This is a genomic window from Candidatus Firestonebacteria bacterium RIFOXYD2_FULL_39_29, from assembly GCA_001778375.1.
GTDB lineage: Bacteria > Oederibacteriota > D2-FULL-39-29 > D2-FULL-39-29 > D2-FULL-39-29 > D2-FULL-39-29.
Map to the genome: position 1 here is coordinate 1 of MFGV01000044.1, position 26,479 is coordinate 26,479.

At 38.5% G+C, this 26,479-nt stretch carries 16 protein-coding genes; all 16 read right to left on the bottom strand.

Annotated elements, in window-relative coordinates; translation table 11 throughout:
* Positions 1-163: 163 nt before the first annotated feature.
* Positions 164-967 (bottom strand): hypothetical protein, encoded by an 804-nt coding sequence (locus A2536_11205; GenBank protein OGF46489.1) that lies wholly within the window; start codon positions 965-967, stop codon positions 164-166.
* 107 nt (positions 968-1,074) lie between these two features.
* The gene (locus A2536_11210; protein OGF46490.1) at positions 1,075-2,736 is read right to left on the bottom strand and encodes a hypothetical protein; all 1,662 of its coding nucleotides are present in this window, start codon (positions 2,734-2,736) and stop codon (positions 1,075-1,077) included.
* Between the two features lie 68 nt (positions 2,737-2,804).
* The gene (locus A2536_11215; protein OGF46491.1) at positions 2,805-3,668 is read right to left on the bottom strand and encodes a hypothetical protein; all 864 of its coding nucleotides are present in this window, start codon (positions 3,666-3,668) and stop codon (positions 2,805-2,807) included.
* Positions 3,665-7,240, bottom strand: a complete 3,576-nt coding sequence (locus tag A2536_11220; protein OGF46492.1) for a hypothetical protein — start codon at positions 7,238-7,240, stop codon at positions 3,665-3,667. The genes A2536_11215 and A2536_11220 overlap by 4 nt, the downstream gene beginning before the upstream one ends.
* Before the next feature lie 180 nt (positions 7,241-7,420).
* Positions 7,421-8,920: a hypothetical protein gene (locus A2536_11225; GenBank protein OGF46493.1), complete on the bottom strand. Its 1,500-nt coding sequence runs from the start codon at positions 8,918-8,920 to the stop codon at positions 7,421-7,423.
* A 147-nt stretch (positions 8,921-9,067) separates the two neighbouring features.
* The gene (locus A2536_11230; GenBank protein ID OGF46494.1) at positions 9,068-12,304 is read right to left on the bottom strand and encodes a hypothetical protein; all 3,237 of its coding nucleotides are present in this window, start codon (positions 12,302-12,304) and stop codon (positions 9,068-9,070) included.
* Positions 12,305-12,395: 91 nt separating this feature from the next.
* A complete protein-coding gene (locus A2536_11235; GenBank protein ID OGF46495.1) occupies positions 12,396-12,665 on the bottom strand; it encodes a ferredoxin in 270 nt (89 codons plus the stop codon).
* A gap of 201 nt (positions 12,666-12,866) precedes the next feature.
* The gene (locus tag A2536_11240) at positions 12,867-13,919 is read right to left on the bottom strand and encodes an acetyl-CoA synthase subunit gamma (protein ID OGF46504.1); all 1,053 of its coding nucleotides are present in this window, start codon (positions 13,917-13,919) and stop codon (positions 12,867-12,869) included.
* Positions 13,920-14,264: 345 nt separating this feature from the next.
* Positions 14,265-17,318: a hypothetical protein gene (locus A2536_11245; GenBank protein ID OGF46496.1), complete on the bottom strand. Its 3,054-nt coding sequence runs from the start codon at positions 17,316-17,318 to the stop codon at positions 14,265-14,267.
* Entirely contained in the window at positions 17,315-18,340 is a 1,026-nt protein-coding gene (locus A2536_11250; protein OGF46497.1) for a hypothetical protein, read from the bottom strand. Before A2536_11250 ends, A2536_11245 begins: the two co-directional genes overlap by 4 nt.
* The gene (locus A2536_11255; GenBank protein OGF46498.1) at positions 18,337-19,644 is read right to left on the bottom strand and encodes a hypothetical protein; all 1,308 of its coding nucleotides are present in this window, start codon (positions 19,642-19,644) and stop codon (positions 18,337-18,339) included. Before A2536_11255 ends, A2536_11250 begins: the two co-directional genes overlap by 4 nt.
* A 28-nt stretch (positions 19,645-19,672) precedes the next feature.
* The gene (locus A2536_11260; GenBank protein ID OGF46499.1) at positions 19,673-19,933 is read right to left on the bottom strand and encodes a hypothetical protein; all 261 of its coding nucleotides are present in this window, start codon (positions 19,931-19,933) and stop codon (positions 19,673-19,675) included.
* A 236-nt stretch (positions 19,934-20,169) separates the two neighbouring features.
* Positions 20,170-20,862 (bottom strand): cytochrome C biogenesis protein, encoded by a 693-nt coding sequence (locus tag A2536_11265; protein OGF46500.1) that lies wholly within the window; start codon positions 20,860-20,862, stop codon positions 20,170-20,172.
* A 163-nt stretch (positions 20,863-21,025) separates the two neighbouring features.
* Entirely contained in the window at positions 21,026-22,261 is a 1,236-nt protein-coding gene (locus A2536_11270; GenBank protein ID OGF46501.1) for a hypothetical protein, read from the bottom strand.
* Between the two features lie 24 nt (positions 22,262-22,285).
* Positions 22,286-25,864 (bottom strand): hypothetical protein, encoded by a 3,579-nt coding sequence (locus A2536_11275; protein ID OGF46502.1) that lies wholly within the window; start codon positions 25,862-25,864, stop codon positions 22,286-22,288.
* A 37-nt stretch (positions 25,865-25,901) separates the two neighbouring features.
* Complete coding sequence (locus tag A2536_11280) at positions 25,902-26,285, bottom strand: hypothetical protein (GenBank protein ID OGF46503.1); 384 nt, start codon at positions 26,283-26,285, stop codon at positions 25,902-25,904.
* Positions 26,286-26,479 lie beyond the last annotated feature (194 nt).

Genomic DNA, 26,479 nt, shown 5'->3' on the forward strand with positions numbered 1-26,479 from the left:
ATAACCGTTACCGGTTATTATGTCAGATATATCTACTTAGCTGGAACGGACAATTTGCTAAGACAGGACTTTCACCTGTTAGACTAAACATTTTATTAGCTGCGCGGGACTGCACCGCCTCTGGGGCTGTCCCCGATCTTTTCTTTTTAATTGGTCGCTGTCCCTAATTTAAGCTTTTAAGCTCTGCTTTAGCAAAGTTTATGAACTTATTCCGATTGCGGCCGATATTTATTTCATCCATGAAGAAGTTTCCGGAACCTATCAGCCAAAATACTCTATCAACCATTAAGGCGTCTGTTTTAACTATTTCGGCCATTTCAACAAGAGCTTTGTAAACATCATAATAATTGTCGGATTCGCTTAATCCTAACTCACTGAATATCGTTATCAGATGGACATCCGGCTTTGGATAATCATATCCAAGCTCTCGTAAGAAATCGCATGCCAATGGCATTCCAAAACCTCTTACTTCCTCGCTTAAAAGCATAGGCAAAGCTGATTTGGTATATTTATTGAATGAAAATTGCTTTAAAAACACACTCAGGTCCTTCCTGCTCTTGAAAGCCGCCAAAAATCTGGATCCTGATATAATTCCACCCGCAAAAACACGCCATAAACACTTCCGGCTTTTAGCATTCCTTATATTATACTTTCTTTTGAAAACTTCGAATAACTCTTCTTCATCAGCATACTTCTTTATTATTTTTTTCGGATTAAACCCAAATAATATTTTTTGAAGAGATTTTTCTTTTTCCGCGAAATTAATAACGTTTTTCATCATACTTCTGTTAGACAACGAACTTATCAGTATATTATTCGCAGAATTTAAAGTAGTAAATGTCGAGCTTCGATTCTTAAGATGCTTACTAACAATATCAACAGACAATTCTTTATGCTTCGCAATAAGCCCAAAAAGGAACTCTCTCCCGCATTTGAAAACTATTTGCATTCTTTCTTTTCTATTCAATTTTCCCTCACGTAAATGCTTCTCAAACTCTTTTTGAAATAATATGACAAATTTAAAGTCGCTGTCCCGTTTATGTTAAAATAACCAGCGCAGTCCCTTTTATCGCTTTAAATTCTTCTGTCAATACATTGGCTATCAATCCATTTCATGAATATTGGTTCCTTTTTTGTATCCGTTGAAATCAGATATACTCTTTTTTTAGCTCGTGTTAAGGCTACAAGAATATTGCAGATATTTTTATCTTTCACTTGCCCTTTATCTAAATAAAACATATCATCAAAGTGTGTAATAAAGACATATTCTGCCGCAAGACCTTTTGAGCTTTGAATTGTTGTGGCTTTTATTGGTATCCTCTTAATTCCTGGTATATTTGAGCCCTGATAGTTTGAGGCAATTTCCTCACTCAATAACTCTTTGCCTTTTTCTAAAACATCAATATTTAATTTATCCAAAATCCCCATAATATCAGCCTTATCAACTTCTTTATCATTTTCTATAGATTTAAGAATTTTCAACATTGCTTTAACTTCTTTTTTAATGTTACTTCCAATAAGATCATAAATACTTTTTGAATCTTTCTTATTGGTCTCTTTTATAACAGCTTTAAAATCAATATCATTATTCATTAGCTGTTGCTTAAGCACTATTCTCCAACCCAGATTACTTTTGTCATCATTCATTAAAATCTTTAGCCCATCCAAAAGGGTTGGCTCTTTTTCAATTTTGTCTTCGGCTGACTTAATATTCTTAAACCCAAATCTCTTTTTAAGACCATCAACAATTTGACTAGATTGCTTTTTATATGGAGAAATAATTAAAACTGAGAATTCCGCCTTCACTTCTTTAGCAATTTCTTCTATTTGTTTTTGAATAAACCATGATATTTGTGCCGGGAATAAGTTTTTATAAAATATTTTTGGATTCTGGCTACTTTCTTTATCTTTATTTTCTGTTTCAAAATATTTATATTCTTTAGCAATCCTACCTTTCAGATGACCTTGCCTTTGCGCCATTAAAATAATATCATTTACAGCTTTGATAATTACAGAAGTGCATCTTGAACAAAACGGCAGCCAAAAAGCCTCATATTCACTGTTCGGTTCGCAATGTCGCTGTCTTATGTGCTTTTTATCGGCACACTTGAAATCATAAAGAGCTTGGTCATCATCTCCGACAATCAGAATAGGATTTTTTTCAGCAAGCTTATCTATCAAAAATACCTCAAGCATATTAAAATCCTGGAATTCATCAACCAATACTTGTTCATAGATTGGAATATCTTTACTTGTATTTTCTAAATGCTTAACTATCTGATAGATGATATCGGAATATCCATAATAATCATGATAATATTCTCTTCTTTCCATGTAGAATTTAACATGTTCGTTTGTATCATCCATATTATGAAATATATAATCAAAATCAATATTCTTATCTAACAAAACCGCTGCATCCTGTTTAATAACTTCTGAAAGTTTTGGAAATATTCTTGCTTCATTATTAATATTTTTTTTGAAAATGCTAAGCGCAAAACTATGCAATGTTTTCACTTCCGAGATTCCACAGAGCTCCAAAGACAAATCTTCGACAAGAGCATTTACAAATGTCAGAGTTAGTGTATTATTCTTGCCTTTCAATATTTTCTTAAAAAGGTATGTTTTTCCCGTTCCGGGGCCGGCTACAATAATTTTTTTATTAGATTTTGATATCAGTATTTTTTCAATGAAAGCTTGTCTATCCTTTATGGCTTTTTCATATCGCAGCTCCAAAAGATCTCCTTGACTCACCTTGTTCCTTTTCAACTAAATAATTTCTGAAACGCTGAGTCTTTAATTTACTAATATTCTTTTATAAATTCTATTGTAGAATAAACATTTTTTTGAGGAAACAATGTTCTAAACATTTCTCTTGCGCCTTCATCATCGCTGACAAAAACATCCAGTGTCGAAGCAGCTATTATTATTCCTAAATCCTCCAAATCCCCATGTTTTGCCTTCTTCCCTTCTATGCTATATCTGTATGCCAATGCCACATGTAAAGATGTCGCACATTTAAAATGCGAAAGCTTATCTATCGCTGCCTCTGTTTTTACAGCAAGATCATCTTTATCACCTAGTTCAACTTCGGATACAATCTTTTTATTCAACAGATTTTCAAAATATTGAATTAATGCCTCTTTTATTGCCCCTAATTCATTGCACCTTTTATAGAATGTCTCGTAGTTCCCTAGTTCTGCTTTAATTTTATCGTCAAAATATTGTTTTCTTTCTTTTGCAACACCTCTTAAGCCATTAAAATTCTTCTTTTTCCGTTCATCAAGCAATTTCTTAAACTCTTCCATGTTATCAGGTGGCGTTTCTGTGGACTTCTTCAACACTTCAAGAAATTCATCTTTGTATTTGCCGGAAAGAATTATGCTCGGGTTACCTTTACCGTGCTTAAAATGCATTAATTCCATCAAGAGCAAAAACAATCTGCCCATAACTATTTTATCTTTATCCACTAGTTGTGAGAATTTGATGCAAAGCCCTTTTGCTCTGTCTGGATTTACGTCATATGTATGAATTAACTGTTCAAAAACCTCTGTACTAGAATATATCTCAACCTTGCCATTTTCTTTAAGCGAAATGACTTTCTCAAATATTTTATTATCATCGAATAATCTATTAAAAACATTTGTATCAAAAAATACTTTCTTCATACACTTCCAGCTTTGGAAAGACGGTTCTTAACGAGTTCACAAACTGACCAGTAAACCTCATTACGTTCATCTTGATTTAAATCGAGCGAATTATATACAATTTCATCAAGCATTTTTCTGTCGGGCAAAGGATTTGGTTTTTGATCTCTAATTTCTTTTTTAGGATCTATTCCACATTCCTCAAAAACTGATTTTATTTCACGTTTCAATAAGTCACTAAACTTGTTTTTATCAATTTCTCTTAAGATCTTGGGATCTAAAACTAGTGAATCATAAACCTCATAGACCATCAAGCTACGAGGTCCACCCCCACCGCCCAAATCCCTTTTCATTACTTCTCCAAAAAAATAGCAAAATGTTGAATTCGTTATTAATCTTACAGCTAAATCAGCCGTTGCATAATACAATCTGCAATCTGCAGCGATAGGATTTGTCGAAATATATGTCGCTAATCTTTCCCTGATTTCTTTTCCCCAAAATATATTTCCACTCTGATAATCAATATGCCACCAATATTTTCTTCCGCTTACGCTTGGAACATCTTTCCATAAAACTCCATCCTCTGTTTTTTGTTTCTCACCCCATTCGATGTATTTTAAGGCGTTTTTGCCTTTAAGCTCAGCTTTTGTTTTATTACACAAAAATACTTTGAACTTCAAATCATTCGTGTCTATTAATATAGACCTGCATTCCTTAGGGCTTTTTATAACAGGCTTTAGAAATTCCGTTTCAATTTTCCACTTCTCAATCATTGTTTCATCAAGGTAAAAAAACTCATTGCATCCGGTCTTAATTCCGAATTTAACATCAGCAACATCTCCTAATTTAACCAACTTGCCTTTTCCCTTTTCTAATATTTTAAAGTAAATATCTGGAGCTCTCAGAAATATTCCACCCCATTTTTGACCAATATATTTTCCTATACTGAAACCGTAATTTTGCCTGTTTTCTGCTACCATGCTCTCCGTAAAGTCTTCATCATCCTCTTCATCACTATAATCCCAACCTTCTTGTTTTAGCTCAATAATGGATTTTGGGAATACTCTAAAATCTTCGGTTTTAACTATTTTGTCGGCATTTTCTAGTTCAAGGAGTTTTTCCGTGTAAATGACTTCTTCAAACGGCTTTTTAAATGCAACAAATTTTGCCAGAGCATTTTGGTTCGGCTTTTTAATCGGCGCATCAATTACTGAAATAATAGTGTTTACATCGGCACTTGCAAAACTTCTTTTAGCGTGATTGTCAAAGATAAAATGAACCCTTGCGTTATCAAGTAGAAATTCCTGAAGCCAAACGCCGTAACCGACATCCAGCCAGGAATTTGAACAGATAAAAGTATGAACGCCTTTTTCATTCAGCAAACGCAAGGACCTTATATAGAAATATGAATACAGGTCTGATTGTGCATTTATTTTTTTCTTTGGCGGAAACGCTTTCGGAAAATCCAATCTTACCATTTCTTGCAATCTATTCTTGTACTCTTTCTTATCAACTATCCTTCCGGTCGGATCTTCTATCTTTTCCTGCCTTACATACGGAGGATTCCCGATAACAATATCAAAACCGCCTTTTTCAAAGAATATCTCAGGAAATTCTATACTCCATATTAAAGGATGGTTTTTCATAAGGCTTTTTCTTTCTTCTTTAAGTTCTTCTATCTGCTTCTTTAGTTCAGAGATTTTCAGCGCATTCAGCGGCAGCGTATTTTGTTCAGGCTCATTCAATTCTGCCGAGAGTGCTCCTGTATATTTTATCTCACGGATTTCATACTGTCTGATATTTTTTTCTTTTTCACTGATTTCCTCCTCAAGCATTTCAAGAAAAATTATATCTTCATTATGTGAAATCATATCTTTGTCTTTTTTTTTGTTGTCGTAATAATCTATCTTGTCATGAGCCAACTCGGTAATTTTCCTCTTTAGGCCGGAAGAAAGGTTTATCTTCTCTGAAACCGGATACAATTTACTACCCACCATTTGCACTAACGAGTCCCCGCAACCAATCTTAAAATCCAGACTTGGAAGTATCGGTTCAATAGACAAGCGCATATCTTCAGAGGCCTCAATAAACAGTGTTATCCAGAGGCGAAGCTGGCAAATCCACACAGCCCACGGTTTTACCTCTACGCCATAAAGCGATCTGCCAATTATCCTTTTCTTTCTGTCAAAAGACGAAATACAGGCTTTTTCTTTCCCTTTCATTTCTCTAAGCACACATTCTACTTCGTCAATAACCTGAAGCATTCCGACAGGAAAAGCACCTGACCCGGCAGCAGGGTCGCATATCGTCACATTTTCTATCATATTCAAAAGATCGTCTATCTGCCTTTTAGAAAAACTTCCGTATTTTTGATCAATATCAAGTTTGTCACCGGGTCCTATTTCCATAAAAAATAGTTCATACAGGTCTTTTTTGTCAATTTGCGTAGCATTATTCTTTTCAAGCCACTTCACAAGGGAAATCCGGCACATAAAATCCACTTCCGTCCTAGGTGTATAGACCGCACCGTCGGACTTATTTACAAGCCGTTCAAATATTATTCCCAGGAATTCCGGGTTTAATTCAAGATTCTTATCATAGAGAGTGTTTTCTTCTATGGTAAAATTGTATTCAAAAAGAAAATTAAAGAACTCCTCTATATGTTTGTCACTTATAGATAATCCAATGTCATCTATGCCTGTTTTTTCCTGAAACAAACCCCCGTTTAGATATGGAGCTTTTTCAAGAGCTTCTTTTGTCTTTTTTGAGAAATCCGGATTTTTATATTTTATCAAGGCTCTTGGAGGGCTGTTTAGGGATTCGAAAAACAGGGCTTTGAGCCATTTATCATAAAATTGATCTTTTCCATAGTGCTTTTCCTTGTATTCATTCCAAAAATTCTGCGAAAATTCCTGATCGCCCCCAATCCATCTCTTCTTTTGTAGAAAACCTATAAAAATCACACGAATAACAAATAGCAGGGCAAAATCTTTTGCAATCTCTTCAGAAACATTAACTTTAGAACTTTTCTTTACAGATTCTGCAATATTATCAAATTTTGGTGAAAATTCATTATAAAACTCATCAGTAACTGCTTCTATTGAAAATCTTTTTAGCAATTCGTTAAAAGTTTTTGGTTTTTCCCTGCCTGTCAGAAACTGCTTAGGAGTTTTTGGTTTTGCATCCGGTCCAAGAAAGAACGATAAGCGCCTCGGGTTTGAAAACTCTCTGACTATTTTTGTTCCTTCTTCAAATTTGAGGTTAATCGTAACAAGTGAAAGTCTGAAATTGTCGGAATTTCTTGATGTAAATATTACAAGGGCATTTTCAACCCCATAAGATATCATCATCTTAAAGGTTTCTTTTGAAAGCGAAACTCTCGGGTCGTTCTCTGACTCGTGTTCTATCTCATAGACCTTAAGGTCCCAGGGCTTGTACTCGCCGAGTTTGACAACATTTTTAATATAACTATAACTGTGCGGACGGGTTATATCCTCATCCCTGCTTTCCGTATAATCGTCAGGCAGGAGTCCATCCCGGAAGAATTCTTTATACTCGGTTCTGTCGTATTTCTTTTTAAAATCTATGGACATTTAAGCTCCTATTAAAAGCAAAACAAGAAACTTGATCCCCGATAAAAGCACTCGAGGATGACAAAATTTATAAATTTCCTTCCAAATGACAGATTCACGTCAGGTTTAACCTAACTTAGTTCCTACTTGGTTCCAAATACAGCTTTTCTCAATGCCCCATAAATGTCCCCTTTGTCCCCTTTATGTCCCCTTTCCGATTTGTCCTCTTTGTCCCCTTTGTGACCCCATTGATCTGACAATATATAATGTGCCTTTTCCTGTTGTTCCTATTTTTTCTAAAACTCCTTTTTTTAATAAATCCGCAAGATCTCTAGATGCAGTTCTTTTTGTTGTACTGCAGAGCTCTTTGTATTTGTCATTAGATATTTTTCCGTTTTCCTTTAAATATTTTACTGCTAGTTTCTGTCTCTCATTTAAATCAAGTTCATTCATTGTTTTTTCAGTCAGAATATCTCTTGGGATAATGGCTTTAAACTCCACGTTCCTTTTAAGTTCAAATACAGGTTCAGGTAAACCTGCTTTTTTGGATTGCTCTATCATTTCTATCGTACCAGAACCAGCCCCTTGAATATAATCCGAGAGATATAGAACGTTAGCAATAAGCGGGTTCGTGGCAAAAGAAGAATGAGGCACCTTTAAATCATCCAACGATAACTGCGAAGGAAGGCTCCCAGAGTTCGATATTTCAATTCTATCGGCAAACACATTAACATGAACACCTGCCGATGAATTATAGTCACGATGAGCAATCGCATTAACTATGGCCTCATGAATCACAAACTCGGGTATCTCACTTACTCTTTTAACCTGTACCGTGCCTTTCTGCTGAACAAGAGCATTTCTAACGGAATCCATAACAAATATTGTTGCTTTATCTATCTGGTTAAACAGATTTCCGCCGTAAGGCTGGAATGATTTAAAAGGTTTTTTAATTTCCACACCCGAAACATACAGACATTTTATTTGAGCTTGAGGCAAATATTTTTGCGGGTCTTTCCCAAAAAGCAGGATTGCAGCATTAGTTAAATTGCCGCCCTGCAGAATATTCAGATGCGTCAAAACAGTTTTCACGTCCGAATTAACATCAAGAGAATACTTTCTTACTTTTTTTGCCTGTTTTAAAAACCATTTTATTTTATCCGTATCAATATCGTTAAAGTCTGATTCCTCGCATTCTACTTTTTCAAAAGTTGTTTTCCTGATAACACCCTTTTCTTTTAAGAACAGGATCAGACTATCCTGTACCTGGTTTTGCAATTCCTCAATACTATTGAACCTGTTACAGCAATACCCTTTACTTGAATCACGTATTTCCTTTATTAAATTTTGTGTTCTTTTATCTCTTTTTAAATCATTGCGGCTATTCTGTCCTTTTATATAGAAGAGAATTTCCTTGTTTAAATCAACAGCTTTTCTGTATTCTTTCTCTGTTGCTGACAATTCTTTTCCTTTTGCATTTCCATATTCATAACCTATCATACCCAAATAAATATCAGAATCACCAACCTTTTGAATATAGGCGGTTTCAGGGGATTTACTCATTGAAGGATTATCTTTTTCAAACAGATAAACGCTAAAATGCTCACTCAGCAACGCATTATTTTCAATAAAATGCTTTATAGAGTGTCTTTCTTCTTTTAGCTCTTTTTGTACTCCACTAACAAATATTTTATATTTCATACACATTCCCTTTAACATCTTCTATATTTCTGTTTCCTTACAGAACGCTTTTGACTTGCGCACTATCTTGCTCACCGACTTGCTCATTCAACAAAAGCTTGATAAATCAAGCAACTACAGGCTCTGACCCTGTCTTGTTGAGGAGTTTTATATCAATTCCTCTGACAGTATCAGGGTTTCCTTCCCCTCGTCCACACTTTTTTCCCGTGCTCTTATGCTCATAAGGTAGCTTTGGGGAACCTGTTTTTTCAGGGCTTTTATGCCGTTTTCAATGTCTTTGTCTTCTATAGCTCTTATCTCTTTCATGAACCTGTTCGGCAGAGAGTCCAGGTCTTTCATCACATATTTCAGGTCTTCAAGGTAATCTTTTTCTGCCGGTACTTTATTTATCAAGGAGCTTATCTTTTCTATGGCATCCCTTTTGCCCTTATCCATGTGTATTTCCGAGCGTTTCGTAAATAGATTTTCGTAAATCTTTTCATAAACAGGGTAAAACTCCTTTGAGACTTTTTCTGATTTTTCGCTTGCGGCGGCTTCAAAAAGTTTCAGCGCTTCCGCCACAGGGAGGGCAAAGGCTTCGTCCTTAACACTTCCGGCAAATTTAAAAGAATACTCCGAACCTTTCTTGCCGAAAACAATAACCCCTGAGGAATCTTTTTTCTGAGTTCTCTTTATTCTCACCCGTTTTGTAATATCTTTGATATTTTTTATAAACTCCGGTTTTGACGCTTTCAAGTTCCTGATGATATTTTCATATTTTGCTTCCGGAGAAAGGGCTTCCTGGACTTTTATCTCTTCTTCATACTGTTTTTTAAAGAACGACTGGAGTTCCTCATCATTTGTAAGGACCTTGGCATCTTCCCCGAAAAGAGCATGAATCATGGAGATCTTCAGGGTGGTTATCTTCTTCGTATTTATTTCTTTCTCGCCTGTCGCAGTCGGGAAGAAATTGTAAATATACAGCTCGTCGAATACTTTTTTATTTATCCTATTTATACGTCCTATCCTCTGTATTACTCTCGTAGGATTATAGGGAATGTCATAATTGAATATTGTGCCTGCGCGATGCAGGTTAAAACCTTCTGAAATAGCATCGGTAGCCACCAGTACATCATAATTATTTTCCTGCTGTTTTTCCGGTATGCCCGCGTCAAAGTTCTTTTTAATAGCACTCTTATTCTGAGGGCTGGAATCTTTGGAAGAGTATTTAAAAACTCTTATCGTGTCTTTCAATTCTTTGAATAAATAATCAGCGGTGTCAGAGAACTCCGTAAAAACCACAATCTTTCTTTTTGGGTCTTTTTCCAGGCTTTTCTTGACCTTTTCCAGAAAACCTTTCAGCTTGGGATCCGAGGCTATCTCTTCCATCGGCCATTCAGCCAGGATCTCTTTAAGAAGCTCTATATCGGCAAGTACATATTTCTTAAAATCAGGACTCAGCTCTTTTATGTCAACAAACGCAAAACCCTTTTCCTCGTATTTTTCAAGCTTTTCATCAACCATATAGCTTTCCAGCTCTTTAAAGACATCATCGCCCTCTGAATCAAAAAGAGAGCTGACATCAGGGATCTGCCCTTTCTTGTATATAGGAACTTTCTTTACCCTGTCATACCATTCGAGGATGGTTGTCGAAGATTTTATCATTGAGCCAAGCGTTTTCCTAAAAGCACATATGGAACTTTCGAATCTTCTTACCAGGAGACGCCTCATAAAATCCGCCAGGTTTGCCTGCCCCTGCTTAAGGAGATTGACATCTATTCCGAGATCCCGAGCAACGTCCCTTACATATTTATCTTTTTCTATAAGATAGACAGCGGGTTTATATCTGGCACCTTTAAAATTGTTCTCGATCTTATCAAGTGTGGCGATATAAAGCCCAGTAAGATCGCCCAGCTCGTATTCTAGAAGGACAGGCGGTTTTACCTTTGGGAACTCAATTTTTTGCGCTTTTAAGTCCTTTTTGTAATCATCGATGGCTTCAAGATCAAGCCTCGACCTTCTGATGACAACCGGGGACATAATATCTCTGATTTTCCCCGCTATCCTTTCTATTTCCTTCTTAATAAGCGACGGAGACAGGCTCTCTTTTTTCTGTTTTGTTTTTAGCTCATTATATTCTTTTATTAGAGTCCGGAACTCGTATGAAAGATTCTCTACCGTTTGAATTGTAGACCTTGTGGTGATCTGAAACAACCTTATCATGGAAAAAACATCCTGAGGTTTATTATTAAACGGCGTGGCGGTAAGAAGCATTACTTTATTTTTTTGACAGAGCTTATGAAGGTTCGCGTAATCCGTGGTCATTTCATTTCTGTATTTGTGAGCTTCGTCGATTATTATCAGTTTTTCTTTTTCGTCATTTAACTGTTCCAGCGCCTCTTCGATCTTTCCGCTGCTATACACCCTGGCGGAGAACTCAAATTGATTATGATACTCCTCCCACTGTTCCTTAAGATGCGGCGGAGCTATAACAACCGCTCTTAACCCCAGATTGTGAGCCACAGCAGAAGCAATGATACTTTTCCCCAGTCCTACAACATCCGCTATTATCACTCCATTATGTTTTTTTATTATATCAATAGCCCGCTTGATGGCATCTTCCTGATATTTAAGGTTTATGTATTTCCCTTCGGTTATTTCGTGAGGTAACTTTATCTCCTGCTCGGTGTATCTCGTGAAATATTCATCAAGCACCTTGATATAAAGTTCATAGGGTGTCGGAAGTTTATCTATAAATATTTTGTCCACAACTCCCCGCATAAATATTTCTACAGTCGCTTTGTCGGCAAGCAAAATTGAGGAGTTCCATAACTCTTCGAATATCCTCACTGACTCAGCATAATCCGTCGTATCTCGAGAAATCACATTTATTTCATAATTCTTCTTTAATCCGCTGTAAGTCAGGTTACTGGAGCCCGTGATTATCGTCCCGGGAAGGGTGCCGCCTTGAGAATGAGATACCTCGTGCTCGAAAATATAAAGCTTCGCATGTGTCGGTTCTACCGTCTTCCTTATTTCAAGAGTTCCATTATTGATTTTTTCAAGGAAAAGCCTGAAAGCTTCCTGCTTTTCAAGTGTATCAAAATCCTTGGTTTCGCTGATAATATTCACCAAAGAGCTGTAATATTCTTCTCTTTGCTCGCCTCTTGTCAGATTGTTTTTGCCTAAAGAGATGAACTCCTGGATCATATTTTTCGCATCAACACCGGCATTCATCCCAACCAAGATCTTTACATGTTTTTCTTTCAAATTGCCATATATTTCCTGAAAGCCTGAAAAGTAAAAATAACCAACCAAAACATTCCAATTTTTGGTGCTCGGAAGGATGTTATTAATGACTTCGGCAAGTACTTTTTCCTGATTTGTTATGAATTTCACGCTCATTTTCTTTCTCCTCCCGCTTTTTCACCCTGAAAATCATACTGTATCAGTATTTTACAATAAAAAAGAAGGAAAGGCAAAACAAATGCTTCTACTACTTACAATTACAGGTTGCTTCTGTTCCACGCAAGGCGCCAAGCATTATTCCCGCAGCGCAGCCGACTCCGCTTTTTACTTCCAGCGCACCAAAAGAACAGTTAATTTTACAGGCCCCGCATTCCATGCAGGAATCAAGATCAACAATAACTGCTTTCCTATTCCTGACAGCGAATACTTCGTGAGGACAGACTTTTAAGCACATCCCACAGCCCGAGCACTTGTGCAAATTGAGCTTAAGGGTTGATACGTTACTTAAGTATTTCATAATAGTTCTCCTCCACTAGCATTTTGTCCATAACGTCTGCAAAGGTCTGTAAAGGTACATAAGCAAAGCTTTTCTCGCTATGTAATATATCTCCTACCAATTTCCGTTGACAGAACGAGATAAAGTCTTACATTATTGTAGTATTATTTATTTTAACTGCGCCTCTGAGCCTCCGCGCATCCGTACTTCCAAACGTCTGCATTAAAAAAAGCTCACTATGATTCCCGCTACCGCAGACAGTACAATCAACGGTATTGCCCACCTCATTTCTTTCTTTACGCCTGAAAGAGAGGTGTAGGTACTACAACCGGTGAAATTTAATGCAATGAAGGCTGAGATGGCCGGAAGTATTAATACCCAGGTCAAGTAACCGCTTTGACCGGGAAAATAAATATTTCCAATGACTGAAACAAATAAAAGACCGAGAAGCCAGCCTTTAAAAGCGAAGGACTTTCCGGGAATCCAAGGTAAAAATGCCGGGACTAATACCGCACCGACTAAGGCAGAACCAAGGTAAGGGAGAAAACCGTATAGAGTATTCTGAATATTCAAACCACCCGTTTTAAACAAATTTATCACTGCCAAAAACACAAACACGCCTGCCAGGATCTTATAGGAGCCGATTATTTCTATGGGCGTAAGGATCAATCTTTCTTTGAAAGGAAATTCAACTCTCCTCATCTTTTCATCGGCTTTCATTCCGTTTTTAATGAACAAAGGAATATCTTTCGCCCGAACGGGACCATAAACCGGTTTGAATCCGGTTTTCTTTGCGACAATATGCGCTGCAACTCCCGGCGCTCCAAGCTGGGGAAGAATTATTTGTCTATGCGAAACTACCTTTTCAAGTTTTACCGCTTTTATGCGTTTAATAAGTTCTTCGGTTCCAAAAGTCCCCTTCCCCGCCGCACACCAGACATTTATCCCCTTTGTATCAAGTACCAGTATAAACGAATCTATAACTCCTCTTTCTTTCTTTTTTCCCTGTCCTTGCTTTCCTTGCTGTAGTTGCTGTAGTTTCTGTCCTTGCTGCAGTTGCTGTCTCAACCTGTCAAAAGACATCTTATAATTAGCCGAAACAAACACAGGCGAAGTACTCTTTGGTTTACCAACCGCATATATCCCGGGTTCTATTGAATATCCATACCTTCCAAGCCCCCATCTCATCCGCCAGCTTCCGAGAGTATCTTTGAAAGTAAGTTTAGTCGAGACGACAGGAATGTCGCCAACCTTTGTTTCTACACCGCCAATGATATCAAGCGAAGTATGCTTTTCAACTTTTGGACCGCCGCAGCAATCGGAAGCCCCGGTGCCGCAGCCGCAGGCATCTTGTGATACAAATTTATTCGACATATATACTCCTTCCAAAATTCGTCCGTTTGAAGCGAGATCTCGCCTTAGGCGGAAAGCTCTAAACTCGAAATTCGAAACAAAATAATAGCAATAACTAAGATTTAAATTCTAAGCACTAAACAAAGAAATAAAAAGAAAGTACGCAATAATTAAAAATAGAGCGTTGTTTTTCACTTCGTTCGCCGCTCTCCGTCTTCCGTCCTCCAATATTCTATACTCACTGCTCAACTGCTTTTTCCTTTCGCCCTACCTTTTCTTATTTATTATCATTAACAGCACCGCCGGCATGAAATAGAAAGTTAAAAATAACGAAAACAAAAGACCACCGATAACTCCAATGGCCATCGGTTTCAATAATTCTGTTCCTTCTCCCAGTCCAAACGCAAGGGGAACAAGGCCTAATATTCCCACAAAGGCAGTCATAAGAACAGGGCGCATTCTGATCAAGGCGCCGTTAATTACCGCTTCTTTTACTGCCATGCCCTTTTCCATAAGCTGTTGAATAAATGTTAACAATACAACGCCGTGGACTATTTCTATTCCGGATAGAATAAGCACTCCTATCAATACGGTTACGCCTAAAGGCGTACCGGTGAAAAAGAGCGCCGCGGTTATCCCGGCAAGAGAGAGCGGAATTCTCAGAAGAATCAGCAAAGGCCAGATCAGAGATTCAAATTGTATCGTAAGAATGACATAGGCGAAAAACAAAGCTAAAACAAGTATCATACCCAGAGCTTTAAAATTCTCCTTCATCATCTGCGCCTGGCCGCCGGCTTTTATAAAACTGCCCTGGGGCAGCTGCACGTCTTTTATTTTAGCATACACGGCATTCGTTGTAGTGCCTATATTCGCGCCCACAACGGAAGCGGTAACTTTAATTAATCTCATCTGATTTTTGCGGTCTATCTCAACCGGGCCAACCATGTGAGACAGAGTTCCCACATCACGGAGATAAATGAGACCGTTTTTGTTAAAAAGCGGAATATTGCCGACATCCTCTTTCCCTCGAAAGTATTCCTCATTCATTACAATGCGTATCGGATAATAATAACCTTCTTCTTTAAATGAAGTTACCACCTGCCCGTCAACAAGCGTTTTTATTGTGTTCGCCACCTGCGTTGCGCTGAGGTTGAGATCGGCAAGTTTTCCCCTGTTAAGATACAATTGATACTCGGGTTTTGTTACATCAATGGAAATATCCAGATTTGCTATTCCCTGCACATCCTTAATCTGACTTATCAGATTTCCGGCTGTCGCGTGCATCTCAAGCAAAGAAGCAGTTTTAGGCGAGTAAAGCTCTATTTCAACATCAAAATCGCCTGTTTGCATTATCCCCTTCATTTTTGAGTGAAATATCTTAACTTTTGCCCCGGGATACTTAACACCTTTCTGTATTTCTTCGGCATACTTACTGACGAACTTATCAGTGCTAATGTTTCGTTTTGCTTTTGGCGCAAGCTGTATATTTACTTCGCCTTCATTTGCTATCTCATAAGTTACCAGCCCCCAGATCCTTCCCCCCGCAAGAGTCGAATAACTTTCTACAAATGGCAGTTCCTTGACTGTATTTTCAATATTTGTCAATACCTTCCCTGTTTCATTTACGGCAATACCGGTCGGCATTTTTACCTTTACGGTTATCATGCCGTCGTCCGCCTGTGGCAAAAACTCAGAACCGATCTTTGCAAGGAAAAATAAACCTAAGACAAAAAGAACACCTGTAAAAGTTATTACCAAGATTTTTCTATTAAGAATCCAATTAAGTGACTTACGATAATTACTCTTTAATCCTTCAAGTAATTTATCTCCTATCGTGATCTTTTCGTTCTCTGCTTTTTCAAAATACTTTGCCAGCATAGGCGTAACCGTAAAAGAGACTATTCTTGAACTTCCAATGGCTATTGCAATTATAATTATCAGCTCATGGAATAAAAGAGAAACAAGCCCGGATACCAACAGAAACGGCATAAATAACACCATGAAGGTCAGCGTCACATACGTTAACGCAGTTCCGACTTCGTTAGTTCCCTTTATGACTGCGTTGGCATCCTTCTCTTCCTGCAGCCTCGTAACATTCTCAAGTACTACAACTGCATCATCAAGTATTATGGTAATGGCCAGAACAAGAGCCCCAAGCGAAAATATGTTCAATGAAAAACCGAGCATTTTCATTGCAAAAAATGTCATAAGCAGTGATAGCGGCATAGCCGTTACAACGATCAGAACTCGCCGCCAACTGCCGAGAAAAAACCAGGTTACAAAGATAACCAATAACGCTGCTATCAACACGGCATCACGGACACCGTTATTAGCGGCTTGAATATATGTTGCCTGATTGTAGATAACGCCTATTTTTATACCTGCAGGCAGTACAGCTTTCAACTCTTTAAGCTTTTTCTGCACATTCTTTTCCACTTCGATGGTATTTGCTTCTGCCTGCTTGAAAATCGAGAGTTTTACACCTTCTTTTCTATTTAACCTTGTAATGACTCTCTGAATATCACTGGTATCTTTAATTTCTGCGATATCTTTCAGATAAATAGTTCTGCCGTTTTTATCAGGAACGACAATTACATTTTTTATTTCATTCACATTCTTATAGTCCGCCAGCGTTCTGACAGTGAATTCCTTCCTTTCGGTTGTTACCCGCCCGCCGGCCATTTCCAGGTTCTCCTCTTTCAGCCTCTGCGCTATCTTATCAAGAGAAATCCCTAAAACCTGTATTTTATGAGGATCCAGGTAAACACGAATTTCCCTTTTTGCTCCTCCTGAAACCTCTGAGCCCGCGCTCCCAGATACTGAAGCAAACTGCGTTTGAAGATAATTTTCAACCCAGGTACGAAGCTTTATAATATCCTGCTCCTCTGAAGTAATAATAAGGTCCATCACCGGTAATTGAGAAGGATCCGCTTTAAATATCAAAGGCTCATCAGCATCTTTTGGCAGATCTTTCTTTACCAAGCCCATCTTTGCAAGGACATCCTGATAAGCGACATCTCTGTCGGCATCATACTTAAAGTAAACCAGCAGTGTGTAAAGGCCTTCCGTACACTGTACATCAAGATAATCCAGATTATCCACAGTCGCCATTTTTTTTTCTACCACATCGGCAATATTGTCTTCAATTTCTTCCGGGGTAGCGCCGCGCCAGGTAATATAAACTTTCACCATAGGATATGTAATGTTGGGAAGCAGATTTGTAGGAAGCTGAATAAAAGACATTACGCCGACAACCAACACAGCAACCATCAGGATAAATATTGAAATCGGTTTTTTTATTGAAAGCTCTGTTATTTTCACTTGCTCTTACCTTCTCCCTTTACAGGCTTGATTACTTCGGGAAGTTTAACTTTTGCCCCGTCTTTAAGGTTTTCCTGCCCCATTGTTATTACTTTATCTCCATTGTTCAGCCCTGATATTATTTCTATTTCCGTATTTGACTCAATACCGGTCGCAACTTTGATCATTTTTGCCGTATCATTTTCCGAAACAAACACAAACTTATCTCCGTTAGGCTTTACAATTAATATATCCTGGGGAACTATCAGCGTATTTTGTTTTTGCTCCACGGTTATTTCAATTAAGGCAGTCATCCCCGGCCGTACTCTCGTTTCCTGCGGAATTGACACTTCTATATCCGCAGTCCTGCTTTCGGTCCTTATTCCCGGGGTAATAACAGATATTTTCCCGGAAAGAAAACCATCTCCCAGTGAATGTATTTTGACTTTAACATTTTGACCTATTTGTATTTTAGAAATATATTCTTCCGATACGGCTGATTTGATTATCAACTGCTTCAGGTCTGCAATCTCAATTAACGCCTGTTTTGTTGAAACATTACTCCCGACTTCAATACTTTTTGAGATAATTGTACCTGCGATAGGGCTGACCACAGGGATCGGCTTATAAAGTTTTTTTGCCGATTCCAGTCGCTCCAGGGCTTCTTTGAGCTTTTCTGCCAGTTCATTTCTATTTTGCTCCGGGGTTTTTTCCAAGTCCGTTTTTATTTGTTCATAATCCGCTTGTGCCTGCCCCAATATATTTTGCTGGTCAACCGGCATGATATAAAGTAATATTTTTCCTGAATTGACATTATCGCCTTCGACAATATTCAACCTGAAAATGCTGCCTTCTACCGGAGCGCTCACCAGGGAATATGCTTTTGAGCCTACAGTACCTGCAAGTATTATTGTAGAAGAGATTGCTTTTGGCGTTAAAGTTACGACTTTAACAGGAAATACCTTTTCCTTTGGCTGTTCTTTTTTCGCGCAGGCTGATAAAACTACAATTATTAGCAGGAAAATACTGATTGGCTTTCTCATTTTACGACCTCCGAGGCAATTGCGTCAGGGCAGATATTTTCTATTTCCGCCAACGAAATTATAACATCAACAATATTGTTAAAATAACTCAACTCGGAATTCAGCCACACGGTCTGAGCATCGAGCAATTCTGTAGCAGTTGTTTTTCCCGAGTTATATCTTAATTCAGCGGCAATTAAGGCCTCCCTTGAAAGATCAAGAACCTTCTTAGTTGTTTTTAAGCGGTTTGTCTTATCAATGACCGTTGCTCTTGCTGACTGAAACCTTACAGAAAGTCCTAACTTCAGTTGTTTTTGCGCTTCAACAAGCTGTTTATTTCTGTACGCTGCCTGTTCTATTTTTGAAGCAATAGCTCCTCCATGGTAGATCGGCAGACTCAAACCTAAACCAACATACCAATTGGAGTTTCCCGGGAAGAATGTTTGATCCTCCCATGAATAATTAGCTCTAAGAAACACAGTCGGAAACATTTCTCCCGATTCAACAGTTATATCGTATTCCGATTTCTTTACCAAATTATCCGCATATTTCAATTCCGGATTGTTTTTAAACTCATTATCAAGACAGGTTGTATGTATTTTAATATTTTCTCTTATTTCCGGCAGATCGACAGACGCGTTGACCGGCTCATTTTTTCCCATCACCTGGCCTAATAACAATGATTTCGTATACACCAGATTCCTGAGATTATCTATTGTATCTTCTGCGGCTGCAAGCTGGGTCTGAATCCGTAAAACATCCAGATTAGTCGTCTTACCGCTGTTATATAGCAACCGGGCAACTTTAAATTGATCATTTAACTTTTCAAACAGCTTATTCTGGGTCTTTAAGGCAAATTGTGCGCGCACTTGCTCATAGTACGATTTTTTTACCGACAAATAGACAGTGCTTTTTGTTTGTTCATACTTATCTTTCTCTGCCGCCAGCGCGGATCGAGAGGAGTCTATTCTTGCAATGTACTTCCCGCCCCCATACAAGATCTGCTTTAGAGATATATCCGCATAATAATCATCCAAAGAGGAGCCAAACAAGGCCTTCTTGCTCGGTAATTGCCAGTCATACCTTAAATAACTTAAACTGGCATCAATCTGCGGCAATAAATTGCTTACTTCCTGATTATATTTAGAATTAGTTTCTTTTATCCTGTATTGCTGGGATGTCAGTTCAAAATTACTCTTATCAGCAGCACTCAGGCATTCCTCAAGAGCTAATGTTTTTTCTTCACAATAACTGTTAACAGAAAATATTACATTGGTCAACAGCATTACGGACAGTATTTTGATTTTACCTGCAATTTTCATCATGTACCTTTTCCCTGCAAAACACAGTTTGCTATTTTTTATACAGCGAAATCAGAGAATTCAGCTTCTTTATACGTTTTTCTTTTGAGACACCCTTTCCTTCAAGGATATGATTGATAATAAACCCTTCAAGGGTTCTAAATCTTAAAGTGTCAAATGATTTTGCAATAGAAGTTGTAAGCATAGCTATATCCAAACAGGTTTTTTCCTGTTCAATATATTTCACAAGTGTATCTATTTGACCTTGTATTCGTTTAATATGAATAAGTGTCTCTTTTCGTCTTTCTTTCATGTTTTTCGCCCTCCACTTGACAATAATAGAATACCCCCCTCCCTATACATTGTCAAGCAAAATATTAGCCGGATTTGGAGCAATTATATATCGGATTTCACTAACGATACCTTAAAATCTGAAAAGTCAACTACCAGTGTCTGGTTATCAGCAATTATCTCTTCTCCAATCATCTCTTCGAAAAATCCGTCCTATATAATTGGCGGACAACCATCTAAACATCCAAACATCTTTGATCATTTCATAATCAAATAAATGCCTCCCAGTATCACCAGAACGCCGCATATCTTTTTTACTATCACGGCGCCTTTGGACTTTTCGTTCCAGTCCAGATACCTTTGGACAACCTCGCTAAAGGTTCCCGCTAAAACGATAACGGCACAATGACCGATGCCATATGCAAGTAAAAGTGCTATGGAATATACAAGTTGTGTCGAAGCGGTCTTCATCGTAACAGCAAGAACAGGGGCCATGTAAGCAAAGGTGCATGGGCCGAGAGCTATACCGAATATAAGGCCGAGTAAAAATGCGGCAAGTAGTCCTTTTTGTTTCATGCCAACTTGTTTTGGGCCTGAAAAAGGCATCGGGATAACACCAAGGAGATGAAGCCCGACCACCAAAAATACAGCGGCTACAATGTAGTTACCGTACTGTCCTGTGTCCCCAAGCATCCTTCCCATTGCCGCGGTTATCACACCGATAAGAGCTATCGTTAAAAGTATACCGACTGCGAATGCTGATGAGATAACAAAAGCCCGTTTAACGGATATCTTTCCCTGCCCGCTTATAAACCCGACAATAAGAGGCAGACTCGCCAGATGGCAAGGACTTAAGATAATGCTTAGAATTCCCCAAGCAAAGGAAGCAAAAAGCGCAATGAGAGGTGAACCTTCGACAGCACGCGTAAGTGTAATGAATAACTGGTCCATAAGAATAACTCCTAGATCTCTGAATTGTCCATAAAAGTCCATAACAGTCCGTAAAAGTCTATAAAAGCAAGAACTAGTTGGTACATCCTGTATCTAAAGCTTTAATCTTTTAGACATTTATAGACTTTTACAGACATTATAGACCTTATGGACGCTATTTTCTTTATTTCGGCGCGCACTCGCCTATCTTGCAGGCTTTCATTATCTGTTCTTTCTTCAAAGCCATCTTGTCTGCAAGAGCTTTTTCTATACTTATCATCTCCCCTGTTTCCAGAGGATTCTGATCCGCCCATTTTTTCAGATTGGCTTCGTTAATAAAAAAGCCCTGATGAAAACATCCGGCAGAGACAAACTTACCTTCTATATTTTTCTTTTGGCCGAACCAGGCAATGGCTGTTTTTGGTTCGAGGGAAGCTATCTTCCCATCGCGGGTCTTTATGACTACCATCTCACCCGTCAAAGCATCTTTCTGATAAACCTCGATATCTTTGCCTGTTCTTGCCGCAACTCCCAGAGCACAGTGAGAGCAACAACCATAGGTGCTAACCCCGCCCGCCTTCACTAATGCAGCATCCTCAGGATAAACGGATCTGTCGCAAAAACCGCATCTGTTTACAAGCTCTTTATCTTTTAATACCTCAGCACTGATAATATTTCCGCCACTGTCTTTCTTTTCAGCAAGAGCATCTTCCTTGTCAGCAAAGGTCTTAATAGAAGGTCTTCCTGTCTTTTCATCAATACCATAAAGGATAACCGCTTTAAGAAGCGAAATCTGCTCTTTTGTCTTATAGTCCGTTACCATAACTTTTTCTTCAATACCTGTCTTATCTTCTGTCAGGCATGAGTAAACAATATAGTAACAGTGCAAACCACAAACTCTTACAGCTCCCTTAACCGTCTTTATCGCTACCGTACTGTTTGGAATAATATCCTTATCACACAAATAACAGATAGCGTCTTTTGTTCTGCCGTCTATCTGCGCAGGTTCAAATCTTTTAAAAGTATTCTCCGGTTTCGATTCAGGCTTTACCACCGGCTTTTTATCAAAAGAGAAACCCAGTTCTTTCCACTTGCTTAGAATATCCTCTTTCGGGAAAAAACCTATATGCCGGAAAAGTTCTTTACCGTTTGAATCCAAAAATACTTGTGTGGGTATCACACTGATACTATACTTTATAGCCGCATTTTTATCTTTACTTACATCTATAAACTCCACAGTAAACTTATCCGAGTAATTCTTTCTAAAATCCTCTACAATCGGCGCCATCATTTTACACGGAATACAGCTCACAGACCCAAGCTCCAACATTTTAGGCAGTTTCACCGAACTTTGCGCAATTACTGAAGACCCCGAAAACAACAATATAACAAAAAATAAAAACCCAACTATTTTCTTCATGAAGACTCCTGTGAACAATTATTTTTAATTTGTCTCAAGACCTTTAAGATCATAACTAGCCCCGCCGACAAATTTTGATCCGGTAAGGATATTTCCGTCATACTTTTCATTATGTTCATTCCCAAAAGTCTTAAATCTGGGATCTTTCCCCAATTTGATAAAAGTATTATTCGACCATCTGCTGTTTCTTCCCGCACCGCGATGCGTTCCGAAAGTAACGCATCTATAATTTGATATAACCGTATTGCCCTCATATTTAATATTAGGCGACGTACTGCAATGCGCAAGTCCATTAGTCGTAAGTCCGTCGTAAACCATAGAGACAAAAATATTGTTTTTAAATAAAACATTTTCCTGCCCGTTTATGTCCGCAAGCCAGAATACCCAGCTGTTTCCCCCTCTAAAATCGCGTGATGCGTCGTCTCTTGACCAGGCAACCATTGTATTTCCAGTACAGACCATATTATCACTGCTTCCGTAGTTTGTCCTGAACGCAACACCTCCAAGAGCTCCCATGTACTCATAACTTATGCAATTGTCGGTCATTGCGTCAAGTTTGTTATCAATATATTGGCATCCGGCTGCGCCCCATGCTGCATGAGGATGCTCGCCTCTTGCTATTATTTTATTTCTGCTTATCACAGCGTTACCAAGAGCAACACAAGCGGAGTTAGTCGAATGTCCGACAAGTTCAAAGCAATTGTCATAGACTTCCATATCTTTCTTTCCCCCGCCGCTTATGGCTTGATTCCTGGCGCCGACAACTACATTATGATGTATCTTTCCGTAATCACCGCTGAATCTGAGATCTATAAACCTTATCTGGTCATGCCTGTTCGCATACTCGTGTCCGTTGTCAACCATTACGTTATGATGGACTTCAAAATTCGAACAATTATAAACCATCGACAAAGCGCTTGTATAAAATGACCTTATTTCCATATGCATCCAGCCGATATTAAACTTACTGCTTCTCCATAGGAAAAATGCGTGAGACTCAGCCGCATCATGAGGGCCTTCATATATCCTTCCGTTTACAACCGTAACGCCGGTCGAATTCTCCATTACATCGCAGCCTCTTGAAATTTTTCCGGGCGCAGGATGATTTCCGTAAAGTACATTATGTCCGTCAAGGTCAAGGTAAACATCCGAACTGTTAATTGATATAGCATTGCTTTCGGGAATTACGGCTTTCAGGTCTTTAGTTAACAAATATCTTCCCGGCGCATTAATAGTTATCATTTCTGCTTTACCGTCTTCCGGTACTTTTTTATATCCCTTATCCGTTTTTGTTGTAAAAGTCTTATCCTCCGTCATTATTTTCTTGCCGTCAGTCCCGGTTGAAACGAGCCTATAATGATACGTTTGCCCGCCTGAAAGCCCCCTGGCATGATATAAATGCCCGAAATTAGGTTTTACAATAGGCAGGGTCTTTTTGCCGTATTTTTTATCCGGACCGTACTCTACGTAACCCCAGGCTCTTCCGTCAGTCTGCCAGTAAAAGGCGCAGGAAGTAACTCCTTCATATTTTCCCTCTTCATACACTGTTTTTAGATTTGCGTGAAACCAATCCCAATCTCCTTCAGGAGCCCTTATGTCACTGGTTTTTTCCCTGTATCCTTTAATTATTTCTTCAGGATCCGGATATCCCGGTTTCATTACAATATCAAGAGTTTTTTTATCTGTTCCTGCGGCAACCTTCGCAATTTCATAATCTTCCGCTACGACAAATATAGTATCTGAGGGCACAGCTGACTTGCCTTTCGGCGAAATAACATTATCAATAACGGCTATTTCCAAAATTCCGTTAACTGTCGTATACCCTCCGTATACTTCCCATTTCGGATTATCAATTTTAGTTGATATTTTAACTCCCCTTACCGGAGTTCCTTTCTCATTTTTTACCGTAACAAGTACTCTTTTTCCGAACAGCAGTTTCCGGTCCCCTGTCCCGTCCCACAAAATATTTTCAGGGCCGGCACCTCCTTCGAACTTATTATCTATGAATATTGCGTTTGTATCAATAGTATCATAACCGCACCGGATCGTCTTATAATTCGGCATATTACTCAGTTTTATTATTGTATTAGCGATAAATTTAGCATTTCTGCAGCCGTCCTGCTCTCCTTTTCCCGGTCTGACGTGTTTTAGATCTCCTACGGCAATATTACAGGAATTGCTTATCAATATGTTCTCACTGAAAATAACTGTCTCGGACACGCAGCCGCCCGTTGCAGCAATGCATATTGCTCTTCCTTTGCCTTTAATTGTAGCGGTTATTTTGTTTTTGTATATTTTTGTATCACCGTCCTCGAACATAATATTAACAACCCTCATACCGCAAACATCGTATTTATCAGACTCAACAGTTATCTCATTATCATATATTCTATGCCCGTAACTCCCTGATGACACTGTAATACCCATCCCCATTTCGAAAAGGAACTTATTATAAGAATCAAAAATCAGACTTTTATCTTCTTTGTTTGCATTAATTTTAATGACATTAGAGTAGACATTCGCATATCTTCCGCCTGTTCCTGCTGTCTTTCTGTTAGCCTGACCTCCAAGCATAATACCACTCGGAGAGATACCTTCTGCAAAAATATAATTATGATGAACCTGCGCGCACCTGTACTCTATCGTTAAAGCGTCCGAAAAATATGTTCCTGAATTTAAATATAAATCGTTATAAGCAATCTCTCCGCCGCCCGTGTCCGACATGCCGCGCCCCTGAACAACCACAATCAATCTGTAAAAACCAGTAATAATATTATAATTTATTTTTGTTTCCGGCCCCGCGAGATACAGACACGACTCATAATTCCATCTATCCCATTTTTTTATACCAAATTTGGAATTATCAGATATCTTATTATGATGGATAAAACCGCCTGTATAATCATTCATCGGGTCTTCATTAGGATATGTGGAAAGCGCCTGATTACTATCACCTATTGTTTCAATAATTAATCCCGAGATCTCAGGATTGTTGCCGTAAATATCTATTGCATGCTCTTTCCCCTCGCTTTTTTGTTTAATAACCCCATTGATAATTTTTACATTTGTTCCGGATTTCTCAATGTAAATCCCCGAGCCGCTTCCATAGCTTACGGTATGACCTCCAAGATCTAAAGTCACCCCGCCGGCTTTTATCCTGAAAGCCCCGCCTGACACATCTATATCTTTAGTTAACACATATGTAGTATCAGCCTTATCAAGCGCAATCGTTCCGGTTGAATCTCCGTCAATATAAACCGCTTTTGTAATATTTTTCGTTTTAAGCTCTTTATCCGTTCCTTTGGTTTCTTTATTGTCAAGAATAGTAACTAATCTGTAATATGTCACTGCATTTTTTTTCAAATCGGACAATATATACAGGTGTCCTTTTCTGCTCATTTTTGTTTTCTCGGTCTTTTGATCTAATTTTGTTTTATTTGAGCCGTATTCAACATAAGAACCTACAGGTTCGTCCGTCCAGAAATAAACAACAGCCGATGTTTCGGAAACATAAACCCATTCTTTATCCTGCGGCTTGACTTCCTGCGCCAATGAGATGAATGGAACACAAAAAATAGCAGCAAGTATTATCAATTTTTTCACAATATCCTCCTATACCAAATTCTAAACATTATGCCTCTCAGCATCTGCCCTGGCATCCTATTCTTTTCTTCACTCCATCCACAACTTTCTTTATATTCTCAGGAGTTACCGGGGACTTTCCCTTTTCCATTCCAAAATCAGTCACGGTAAAACACTTTGTCTTCGCACCTTTACCTTCAAATATCTTCTGGCCGCAGTTGACTGAACACCCGTCTATAACGATATTTAAATCCGCGCCTTTTGCCTGTTCAATAAAGTTCGGCAGGTTAGCACCTATTCCCGCAAGACAGTACATCTTGCCAACACCTGAAGCCCTGAGTTTCCTTGCCGCCAGGTCAGATATCTCTGCTGTATCACAAGCTCCCGAACAGGAATATATCAGGTAACTCTTTACACCGCCGCCGCAAGAACAATCCGTCATTGTTATACTCTCCTTACCATGTATTTCCCTCTCCTTTATCATAAGGGGAGGGATAGGGTGGGGATCATGCTCTTAAAACCGACAAACATTATCCTCACTTATATCTGTCCTTTGTTAAAATATTTTCCTAAAATGCTTTATTTTTCAGCATTTTGTAGAAAAGTTTGTTAAAATACCTCTTAGAATGGCTGGCT